We start from the raw sequence: 10,790 nt of genomic DNA, 5'->3' as shown, positions 1-10,790 counted from the left end.
TAACAACCTGAACATAGGTATGACAATGCAAAACAAGGGTTCACTCCTTTTACTGACGCTGTCCGTTGCCGTTTTTGGCGTCATCACCACGGAAATTGGCATCATCGGTTTACTGCCCAAACTCATCTCACAGCTACACGTCACGGCAACGCAGGTCGGGTATCTGGTGAGCATCTATGCGGTAATTGTGGCCATCACCGGACCGTTCATCACGCTACTGCTTTCGGGTTTGAACAAGAAAACGGTGCTGCTGGCAATCCTGCTGGTGTTTGTGGTTTCGAACCTGATATACGCCACCACCGACGTTTTCAACACCATGCTGATTTTCCGCATTTTGCCTGCGCTCACGCATGCGGTGTTCTTCTCTGTTGCGCTGGTAGTCGCCACCCAGTCCGTTCCGAAAGAGAAAAGCGCGGGGGCGGCAGCTAAAATTTTTGCGGGTGTGGCGATCGGGCTGGTGCTCGGCGTACCACTGAATACGCTGCTGGCTGAACATGTTTCGCTGGCTGCAGCCTTCTGGTTTGCGGCGGTGGCTTGCTTTATTGCGTTTCTTGGCATTCTGTTGTTCGTTCCTTCCCTGCCTGCAAAAGAAAAGGTCTCCTTTGCCAGCCAACTCAGCGTGCTGCGTAACGGCAAGCTGTGGCTGACCATCATCACCGTGACCATGATCTTTGCGGCGATGTTCTCCAGTTTTAGCTACGTGGCGGATTACCTTGCTGGCATCACGCATCTGAACAACAACACTATCAGTGGATTGTTGCTGGTATTTGGCATATGCGGCTTCATTGGTAACTTCGTGTTCAGCACTTTCCTGCAGAAAAACGTAGTGAAAACCACCCACCTCTATCCGCTGTTATTCGCGCTGGTACTGGTGCTGATCTGGATTACCGGCAGCTCCTCACTGGCCATGTGCCTGTTGACTGTTTTCTGGGGCGCATTCCACTCCTCCGGGCTGGTGATTAGCCAGACATGGCTGATGCGTGAAGCCAGCCGGGCACCCGAATTTGCCAACAGTCTTTACATGTCGTTTTCCAATCTCGGCATCACCATTGGTTCACTGGCTGGCGGCTGGTTTATTGCCGAGTTTGGCACACGCTCGGTGGTATTGAGCAGCATCATTTTTGCCGTGCTGGCGTTTATCAGCATCTTCATAAAACAGCGTGCTGACAATGCAGGTCACCGTTCCGGAACCTTACGCTCAGTTAGACAAAGTTAAGTAACAAGCTGCCATTAGGTCGACAAAATTTCGCCTCCGATCGGGGGCGAAATTGTTTTCTCTCATGCTGACTCAGTCCAGCAATCCCTCTTCCGCTGCCTTAACCAGCGTATCCACCATAAAGCGGATTTTAGGCAGCAGCTGACGGCTTTTCGGCCATAAGGCACTCACCGGCATTTCCCCTCCTGCATGTCCACTCAGCACTTCAACCAGTTCCCCACCAGCAAGATATTTCCCGACCAGCCACAACGGCAGCTGAGACAATCCGCACCCGGCGAGCACAGCCGCCAGCATCGCATCACCATCGGCAAATTCATGCGTCGCCGGCGGCGTAAAGCGCGTGACTTGCCCCAGGCTGTTTTTCAGCAGCCAGATTTTCGGTTCATTGCGACGAAGGCCAACGATACATTGGTGGTGACTCATATCAGCGGTTTCAGCAGGCACACCAGAACGTTGCAGGTAATCAGGAGAGGCACAAATAACCAGCTTCTGGGTTGTCAGACGCCGTCCTATCAGCCCGCTACTGTCAGCCAGTTCACCAATACGGACCACCAGGTCAACCCCCTCTTCTATCGGATCGACAAATCGCTCACTGAACGTCACGGTCATGGAGAGTTCCGGATACTGACGGAGCGTGCGCAGCAGATGAGGTAGGATGCGCTGCCTGCCAAACGCGGCAGGCAGATCTATCCTTAACCGTCCGGAAGGTTCCGCAATATGTGATGTCAGCTCAGCCTCTGCCTGCTCCAGAATCTCGATGGCGCTCTGACTGCTCGCCAGGAATCGTTCGCCATCCGGTGTCAGACTAAGACGTCGGGTCGAACGCAGGAACAGCTCAACGCCAAGTCGCGCCTCAAGTCGGCCGACACTTTTAGCCACAGCTGATTTGGTGAGCCCCAGACGTTCGGCGGCAGCGGTGAAACTGCCGTGCTGGGCCGTCGCCACGAACGCCGTTATCCCCCCAAGATGGTCTGTTTTACGCATGGAATGAGTTCCTGAATGATGGGCTGGCTTTCGCCTTGAAAAGAGATAGTTAGAGACGCGACGGGTTTTTATTGTGGAATAAATGTATTCAATGGAGGGTTTGAATACCAGTTAATTGCGCAATTTGGTCATGTTCTACAATCACTATTAAGGTAAACGCAGTGAGAACTGATTTAACTGGTCGATGCTGAATCACTTCGTCGCAGGCAACACAATATGAAAGACTTCAAAGGAAACAAAAAATCCCTGCCCGTCCGCTACTGCAAGCAGTGTCATAAACCGATGACCTGGCGTAAAAAGTGGGAAAATTGCTGGGATGAAGTGCAGTACTGCTCGGAACGCTGCCGCCGTGCAGCCAAGAGCCACACGGTCGGCAGCGGGTCATAATACGATTTCAACCACTACGCTGAAGCCGCCGTTTCAGTCGTGCTCTCGCCAAAATGTTCACGCATGTGCGATTCGATCTCTTCCAGCGATTTACCACGGGTCTCCGGCAACATCACCGCGACAAACACCAGCGATGCCACGTTGATGGCGGCAAAAATGAAGAATGCATTATTTCCCACCAGCGATAGCAACGGCGGGAAAGCCAACGCAACGATGGCGTTACATATCCACTGAAAAGCGACGGCTGAACCGGTCAATACGCCACGTACTTTCATCGGATACAGCTCAGACATCAGCAGCCAATACACGGGCGAAATACACATCTGCATAAAGAAGAGAAACACCAGGATGCAGGTCAGCGCCAGCAAGCTTTGCACTAAACTGTGCGGCATCAGTACCAGCACCGCTCCCAGCGCCAGCTGCATGGCGATCACCACCGATAACCCGGTGATCAGCATTGGGCGGCGACCAAAATGGCTGATCGCTTTGATGCCGGCAAAGGTCGCGATCACAGATACCACACCGTTGCCTATCGTGGCTGCGATCGACGCGCTGGTTCCCAGACCGGTACTTTTCAGAATGATGGGTGTGTAATACATAAAGGCATTCACGCCGGTGAATTGTGCAACGATCCCCATGCCACAGCCCAGCAGCAGCAATCGTACTATCCATTTTTCTTTCAGCAGTTCACGAGCGGGCGGCCCCTGACGGGCTTCGCGCGCGTTCTGGCGCATCTCCGCCATCTCTTTTTTAATTTCGCGCGGATTCTCACGCAAATTACGCAGAATACGTAACGCCTCGTTTATGCGCCCTTCGGCCACCATCCAGTGCGGTGAGGCCGGGACAAAAAAGGTGCCAATAAACAGCAGCACACCCGGGATCATCGCCAGCGACAACATATAACGCCACATGCTCGGATCGTGCAGTAACAGACTCATCGCCGCACTGACGATGTAAGCCAGCAACTGGCCTGACACAATCATCAGCTCATTACGGCTAACCAGCGGCGCACGATGTTTCGGACCCGCAATCTCAGCGATAAACACCGGAACCGTGGAGGATCCGCCCCCCACGGCGAATCCGAGGATAAATCGCATCACCACCATGATCTCAAGATTCGGCGCGATGGTGGTGCCTAATGCACCAGCAACGAATAGCACGGCCAGACTGCGCAGCGTGATTCGGCGGCCAAAGCGATCAGAGACAAACCCGCTAACAAAGGCCCCAAACGCTGAACCGAATGTGAGCGCAGAAGTGACCAGCCCTTCGGTAAAGGGCGTGAGGTCAAGTCCGCCCTGCGAGGTCGGTAAAGTCATATAGGGCAGCGCCCCGGAAATGATACCCGTGTCATACCCGAACGCCAGCGCGCCCATGGTGGCGACTAACACCACAAAGAACAGACGTTGCTGCACGGTTAAATTGAGCGAGCCGCCATCATCCGATGGGGGCGGAGAAGAATTTTGCATTTGAGCTTCCATGGGTTGCTAAAAACACAGCTAACACTGTGTAAAGAAAGGTATGAGTATAGTCAGGATTTGAAGAATGAGATCTGAGTCACGGTATTGCGTTGGGTCTGAGAGGTTTGTACAGAAGACATTTTTTGATTTTCGAATTCATATCGTGGGTTAACCCTCGCCAGCATCCACATCGCCCACAACCTGTTATTTGCGGTGCACAGATAATAAAGCGAGGCTGTTATTACGAGGGAATGGAAGGATGCAGAATCTTCAAGGGTTAATCCAGGTGGATGAAGTCAGACTTCCCGTTGCGGAATAAGTCAGTCGCGCCCTGCGATTATTGTCGCGCTCAAGGCGAAACCAGTCGAGCGACTCAGCCTGAAAAACCAACACACCAAAATGGCGCTGACCACCTTCCCCGCTCTCCTCACTTTCAGCATGCTGGGTTTGATCGTGCGGAAACAACCATTCTGCTCCCGGCGGCCCGCCTGAATAACTCCTGCGCGTCCAGACTGGCAACCCTTGCCACGTTTGCCCGGCGAGAGCGCTTGCCGGTTCATATCGTTTGAACCCCCCCTGCAAACGTAACTGCAGGCGTGATTGCGAGCAAAATCCCAATACCGTTGCAGCGGGGTTGAGGGCTAATTCCTGCCATTTTGCACTGCGGATATCGGTGTGAAACTCCAGAAGCCGCCGGGCACTGTCCGTTCGCCTTAACACCATCATGCGAGCCTGTGGTTTTAATTCAGTATTGATGGTGCAGACGTTCAGATAACGAAACCCGGTGTGAGGGTCGTTTGCTGCGTCATTCAGTTCCTGCCAGGCCATGGCATCAATATGTTCAGATTCTGGTGTCAAAAATTACGCCCCCAATGTAACGAATGACGTTAAGTATAGAGACTTGTGATTATTCATTGAGGTGTTGCGGGATTAACTTTACCTGAAGGGTGTGACGCTGGAACCTCCGCACACAAGGCGTGAAGGTTCCAGCAATCAGATGATGACAGGGCCTTTCTCCGTGGAGACTTCAGCCAAATCAGAATCGGTAGTTCGCGGAGATAGACAGGTTACGCGGTTCGCCGTACACGGTGTTTCTGCCAACATCGATGTTATACGTCTCGTCGAACAGGTTGTTCAGGTTGGCCTGCACAGAGAGCTGTTTGGTGACCTGATAGCGTCCGAACAGATCTACCAGCGCGTAGCTGCCCTGCTCTGCATACAGCGTTGAGGTTCCGCCTGGGCCCGCTACGTTATCCCAGGTGTGCGTCTGCCAGTTCACGCCGCCGCCCACAGTCAGGTCCTGCAGCATCGGCAGGCGATAGCTGGTGAACAGTTTCAGTGAAGTACGCGGCTGCGTTGGGTTCAGCGCGGCATCTTCGCCATCTTTCGCCACATAGCGCGTTGCACCGAAGGTCATCTGCAGGTTATCGGTCACCGCACCGTTGATTTCGAATTCAACACCTTTACTCACCGTGCCTTTCTGCTCGTAGTAAGCGTAATCGGTACTGCCTGGCACCAGCGCATAATCCGTCGCGCCAAGGTGATCCTGCTCGATACGGAACACCGCCAGCGATGCGGTGATGCGGCTGTTCATCCAGTCGCCTTTGATCCCGGTTTCATAGCTTTTACCGGTGACAGGAGAGAGATAAGCACCCTGCGCATTACGATAGGTCTGCGGTTTGAAAATAGAGGTATAGCTGGCGTAGGCGGAATAGGTATCGTTGATGTCATACACCAGGCCTGCATACGGCGTGATGTTGTTCTTCTCCATATTCTGCGTCAGCGTGTTGGCGTTGTATTGCGTATAACGCGCGCCAAGGATCAGATGCAGCGGATCGGCCAGTGAAATGCGCGTCGCTAAGTAAGCGGATTTCTGACGGATCACATTATCCTGTGACAGCGCCTGGTCGTCCCAATCCGGTTCTGGATAATTACCCCAGTCATTGAAGTCACCCACGTCTGCCGAGGTGAAGCTGGTGGAGGCACTGACGTAGCGATCGTGCTGGCGGATATAAGTGACACCCGCCATTAACTCATGCTGGCGACCAAACAGCTCATACGGACCGGTGACATAGGCGTCTGCGGTATCTTCTTTGCGTTTTGCGGTGTTGTAGCCGGTGCCGCCTAACAAGTCATAGCCCTCATAGGGGCCAATGCCGATACCGGTCGATTTATCAAAGTAACCGTCGATATACAGCAACTTACTGTCCATAGTGGCTTCAGTATGCGAGCCGCTCAGGTTGAGCTCCCAGCCGTTATTAAACGTCTGCTTCAGGCTGGCGAACACCTTTTTGGAATCGCTGTTGTTGTAGGCCCAATCTGGTGCGAGGTTGGCACTGCGAGAGTAGTTGGTTTTGCTGCCGTCGAGATAGAAAGTCGGCAAGCCGCCCCAGGTCGCACCTTGAATGTTGGTTTCCTGGTAATCATACCCCAGTGTCAGCGTGGTGGAATCGGTGAGATCGGCCGCGACGGTGCCATACAGGAAGTTCTTCTGCGTATGGTAGTGATCCAGCCAGCTGTCGCCATCCTGATAGCCCGCCACCACGCGTCCGCGCACATTGCCGGACTCGGTCAATGGACCGGAAAGATCGGCAACGTAACGTTGGGTATCCCAGCTGCCGTAGCTGGCTGACAGATTACCCTGAAACGTTTTGCTGTCTGCCTGCTTGTGCACCATGTTCACTGACGCTGCCGGGCTGCCCGCGCCGGTCATCAGACCCGTCGCACCGCGTACCACTTCAACGCGGTCATAAACTGCGGTATCTGACAGGGTATCACCCAGATTCCAGGCGCTATCAATCAGTGCTGGCACGCCATCGATCTGGTAGTTATCGATCATAAAACCGCGTGAGTAAAAATTGCTGCGGTTAGCGCCAGAGTTGAACTGACTGATGCCGGTGGTGTTGGTTAAGACGTCAGTTAACGTCTCCAGCTTCTGATCCTGCATACGCTGTTTGGTGATGACAGAAACAGACTGCGGCGTGTCACGCGCGGTCAGCGCTAATTTAATGGCGGCGCGCGTAACCGGGACGTTGTAGTCCGTGTCCTGGCTGCTATTGATGCTACCGGCTGCCGCCGTGACTTCCAGCGTTTGCTCTTTAGTGGTGGTCTCCGCAGCGGAAACTTTCGGGCTGTGTAATGCAGTCGCGATAACCAAGGCCAGTAAAGAGATCATCGGCAGCGTTTGGCTCACACCGATATTATTATTTGCCTTTAATAGCCTGGCTTGACGTGAAGAACGAGACATTATCATCCTTTGAGATTTTTTATTAATGAGATGACTGGTGGGTGTTCTGATGCGCAAACGCTCAACTCCGTCAAAATGAGAGACAGAATTCCCTGTAAAACATATTTTCGAAACTGATTTAGTAGGAAGCGTTTTAGCGTGAAAGTGGTACGCAGCAACAGATTCCCCACTCGCCCAAGAAGGCGAATGAGAATTATAATTATTACAATTCACCGATCAAGTTATTTACGGTAATGACGAAAAATAAACAGAACTAACGATAAATTTATAACCTCAGGTGATAATCCCTAATGGACATAGTAAAAATAAATCGGTCTTAGCGTTGAAACTTATTCAATTTCTTTGCTGTCTCAAATATTGAAACATCGTAGCAACCAATCAACAGACATTTATTGAGGATGGGTTTATGAAATAATTAATAACGAATTTATTTTCGCTTTCGCACTAATCTAAATTCCCAGACTTTAAATGGACAACCCAGACCTCAAGGCGTTTATTTGACTGAATCACTCCAATGATTCATTCCCTGATTCAATCCAGGCCCACACCAACAGTTTCATGATTGTTAAATAACCGCAAAACTAACCCACTTAAACCCCCTCGAAGTGAAATCATAACGATATGATATGTAACAACATAAAACATGTCGTGATGACCTCGGGATTTAGAGGCAGGAACCTACACTGGCCAGTGATAGTTTTTCAGTTTCTGCGCACAATGCTTGTTGCTGAGAAAGCAGCGCTGGACATCCTCAACGCTAGGTTGGGAAATGATGATTTAACGAAGGTGACGATCCCTACTTCCAGCTCGCAACACCATGGGCAATCACGTTAAGCGGCTCTCCACGCTGCGGATAAGGCTGGCGGAGAACGATACGGCTGGCGAATTTTTCAATGCCGATATCGTCCTCCATCAGGTCTTGAAACATCGATATGGTGGGTGCGATGATCTTGAGTAGGTAATCGTAACCGCCACTAGCGTTATAGCAATCCACTATCTCTTGGTAACTGCTCCTCGCCCTTTGGCCGGGGAACAGCCAACCAATGTGACATTGAATAACCCCAAACTAGCAGCGGTGAATATCGGAACGCGTTTGATTAGTGTTGGATATGATGATGTTGGCGACGGTGAAGGCGGGTTCATCTCGCTGTGATTGTGCGGGCGGGATAACTTAACGATGAAGTTAAGGTTAGTGAACAGGCTGAAAGCCTACATTAAGGTCATTGGCTAACTTGACGAGCCGTTTATCGAGCGTCCAGAGCATTGCTCCTGGGGTAATGAGAGCAGATGCAAGCAAGGTGATATCCACCAGGCCACACCCGTGTCCGTACAGCATTTTATTTTCAATAAATGCCATCACCTCACTCATGCTGGCTTGGTGGCATTGCGGTAACAAGTTCAGGTCACGAAGTGTGCGCACGCGGGGCGCTGGCGGAGTGCCGCAGGCAAGTTCTCCAATAACCATTGGATGAATCAATACCAGGTCCCCGCTCAGTAACCGCACTAACTCTTCATTTCTGTTTTTGAAATGATCTACCCAGACAGATGTATCAACTAGAATGGACATTATGCAGACGGTTCCTCGCGACGGCGGGGAATGCTTTCCATTTCAGGCGCTGCGCCACCCAATGAAGCAAGGCGCTTTGCCGCTTGTACCCGAACAAACGTTTTCATCGCTTCACGGAAAATATCAGCCTTGTCCATATCTGGATCGGCCATATCCAGAGCCTGAGCATACAGCACATCATCAATTGTCACTGTAGTACGCATCTCGCCACCTCATATGATTCAAAAACTGATGTCATCATGCATCAAAATATGAATCAGGTCAATTTCTCACCTTGTTGATGACTCTGGTATGGAGCGTTGCAACTTCGAAGGCAATCATGGCCGTAGCTATACGTGCATTCTTGTCACCAAATTTCACTCTTCATGCCTAGGGTAAGAACACGCGAAAAGTTTCAGGACATCAAACGCGCCGCGCACGGAGGGGTGAGATTCCGACGCGGCATGATTAATTCCATGCACTAAAATCTGGCCAGAGGCGTTTTTATCCGCTGGCACGCTTGTGACAGCAAATTAACGCCCGCCCGGATAACTTGAGCGCTACCAACCGGCTAACTCAGTTGATAAAACGCACCAGCTTCCGCTTCACTCAGCGCGAGTTTCTGCACCGTGCCCGTCTCTGATGAGCGCACTGCCGCTTCAATCACCGCCATGACGGCAATCGCCTGAGCGGGAGAAACTGGATTAGCCTGCTTGCCCGCCAGCGCATCTCGCACCTGGATATAGTACTGACGCTGGTCGCCTTTTGGCGTTTTGAGTGACGTGACCTGCAGATTGCTGTCAAACACCATCAAATCATCCTGATCTTCGCCCCAGGTCGCGGAACCCGGTTCGATGCCAGCAATCAGTTGCGCTTCCTGCTGGTCGGCTTTGGGTTTGACCACGCTGCCCTTATCTCCGTGAACGATAAAGCGTGACACGCCACCCGCGGCGAGCATGCTGGCATGCAGGATCACTTTATGCTCAGGGTAGCTAAGCGTGACGTGCGCCCAGTCATTGCTTTTACCGCCATGACGCAGTACGGCGATGTCACCAGAAACGGTTTCTGGCAGTCCGAAAAGTTGCAGAGCCTGATCGATGATATGAGGCCCAATGTCGAACCATAAGCCGCTACCAGGAATATCGTGTTCTCTCCAGCGGTCGCGCACTTCCGGGCGGAATCGGTCGATGTGAGACTCGAAATGTTTGACCTGACCGATCGCGCCAGAATCGATGACCTTTTTTACCCCCAGATAATCGGTATCCCAGCGACGGTTTTGAAATACTGAAAGCAGTAATGTCTTCTCACGGGCCAGTGCCGCCAGCTCTCTGGCCTCTGCCAGATCCAGCGTAAACGGTTTATCCACCACCACATGCTTACCGGCATTCAGCGCCAGCTTCGCCAGGGGTGCATGAGTCGCATTGGGCGAGGCGATCACCACCAGATCAATATCTGCATGCTGGATGGCCGCTTCCGGGGAGTCGAGAACGATGACGTCAGGCAGGTCCTTTTTGACCTTCTCCTTACTGCCAGACGAAACAACATGCAGCTTCAAACCGTGAACGGATTGAATTAAAGGTGCATGAAATGTTTTACCGACAAATCCGTAGCCGATGAGGGCGACGCGAATCTCTTTCTGAATACTCATTTCTGACTCCTCTTGCCATTAAGAATGTGTGATGTTGACTTGTGTAGCGTCGGTGACGTCAAACTCGCTCCAGGACGCATCAAGGAAAAGTTGATGGATATCGGTGAGCGGTGCGACCAGATAGGGTTCACAACGGTTGAGCTTCATATGATCGGCCACCACCCAGTGTTCGCTGCTTGCCGCCAGCATGGCGCGCTTCACCTCAGCGTCACCCTCCTGGCTGGCACTCAATCCAAACCGGGCATGCAGCGCACAAGCCCCCAGAATGGCGATGTCGGCACGATACTTTTCAAGCAGAGATAGCG

10 protein-coding genes and 1 pseudogene are annotated in these 10,790 nt (G+C 52.1%); 2 read left to right on the top strand and 9 right to left on the bottom strand.

Annotated elements, in window-relative coordinates:
- Nucleotides 1–1,216 (top strand): MFS transporter (locus FT726_RS24315; protein WP_346303587.1); only part of this gene is annotated, 1,216 nt, incomplete at its 5' end.
- A 72-nt stretch (nucleotides 1,217–1,288) separates the two neighbouring features.
- On the opposite strand, the gene FT726_RS24310 is transcribed toward FT726_RS24315, so the two are convergent.
- Complete coding sequence (locus FT726_RS24310) at nucleotides 1,289–2,200, bottom strand: LysR family transcriptional regulator (protein WP_034830826.1); 912 nt, start codon at nucleotides 2,198–2,200, stop codon at nucleotides 1,289–1,291.
- Nucleotides 2,201–2,416: 216 nt separating this feature from the next.
- On the opposite strand from FT726_RS24310, the gene FT726_RS24305 reads away from it, so the two are divergent.
- Complete coding sequence (locus FT726_RS24305) at nucleotides 2,417–2,587, top strand: DUF2256 domain-containing protein (protein ID WP_072017069.1); 171 nt, start codon at nucleotides 2,417–2,419, stop codon at nucleotides 2,585–2,587.
- Between the two features lie 14 nt (nucleotides 2,588–2,601).
- Here FT726_RS24305 and FT726_RS24300 read toward each other — a convergent pair whose 3' ends face one another.
- The 8 genes and pseudogenes from FT726_RS24300 to FT726_RS24265 form a co-directional block, all read right to left on the bottom strand.
- Complete coding sequence (locus tag FT726_RS24300) at nucleotides 2,602–4,053, bottom strand: sugar porter family MFS transporter (protein WP_346303586.1); 1,452 nt, start codon at nucleotides 4,051–4,053, stop codon at nucleotides 2,602–2,604.
- A gap of 261 nt (nucleotides 4,054–4,314) precedes the next feature.
- Nucleotides 4,315–4,902: a pyridoxamine 5'-phosphate oxidase family protein gene (locus FT726_RS24295; protein WP_230599254.1), complete on the bottom strand. Its 588-nt coding sequence runs from the start codon at nucleotides 4,900–4,902 to the stop codon at nucleotides 4,315–4,317.
- 178 nt (nucleotides 4,903–5,080) lie between these two features.
- A complete protein-coding gene (fhuE, locus tag FT726_RS24290; RefSeq protein WP_346303585.1) occupies nucleotides 5,081–7,291 on the bottom strand; it encodes a ferric-rhodotorulic acid/ferric-coprogen receptor FhuE in 2,211 nt (736 codons plus the stop codon).
- 796 nt (nucleotides 7,292–8,087) lie between these two features.
- The gene (locus FT726_RS24285) at nucleotides 8,088–8,288 is read right to left on the bottom strand and encodes an Lrp/AsnC ligand binding domain-containing protein (protein WP_286158807.1); all 201 of its coding nucleotides are present in this window, start codon (nucleotides 8,286–8,288) and stop codon (nucleotides 8,088–8,090) included.
- A 192-nt stretch (nucleotides 8,289–8,480) separates the two neighbouring features.
- A complete protein-coding gene (locus FT726_RS24280) occupies nucleotides 8,481–8,858 on the bottom strand; it encodes a type II toxin-antitoxin system VapC family toxin (RefSeq protein WP_034830832.1) in 378 nt (125 codons plus the stop codon).
- Nucleotides 8,858–9,061, bottom strand: coding sequence for a type II toxin-antitoxin system VapB family antitoxin (locus tag FT726_RS24275; RefSeq protein WP_034830833.1), 204 nt, complete (start codon nucleotides 9,059–9,061; stop codon nucleotides 8,858–8,860). Before FT726_RS24275 ends, FT726_RS24280 begins: the two co-directional genes overlap by 1 nt.
- Nucleotides 9,062–9,408: 347 nt before the next feature.
- Nucleotides 9,409–10,485 (bottom strand): oxidoreductase, encoded by a 1,077-nt coding sequence (locus tag FT726_RS24270; RefSeq protein ID WP_034830835.1) that lies wholly within the window; start codon nucleotides 10,483–10,485, stop codon nucleotides 9,409–9,411.
- Between the two features lie 18 nt (nucleotides 10,486–10,503).
- Nucleotides 10,504–10,790 (bottom strand): annotated as a pseudogene (locus FT726_RS24265) (DeoR/GlpR transcriptional regulator); the annotation flags it as partial.

The sequence above is a fragment of the Pantoea sp. Morm genome (assembly GCF_016643525.1).
Taxonomy (GTDB): domain Bacteria; phylum Pseudomonadota; class Gammaproteobacteria; order Enterobacterales; family Enterobacteriaceae; genus Pantoea; species Pantoea dispersa.
The sequence above is the reverse complement of the archived record's forward strand: the minus strand, read 5'-3'. Positions and strand labels throughout refer to the sequence as shown.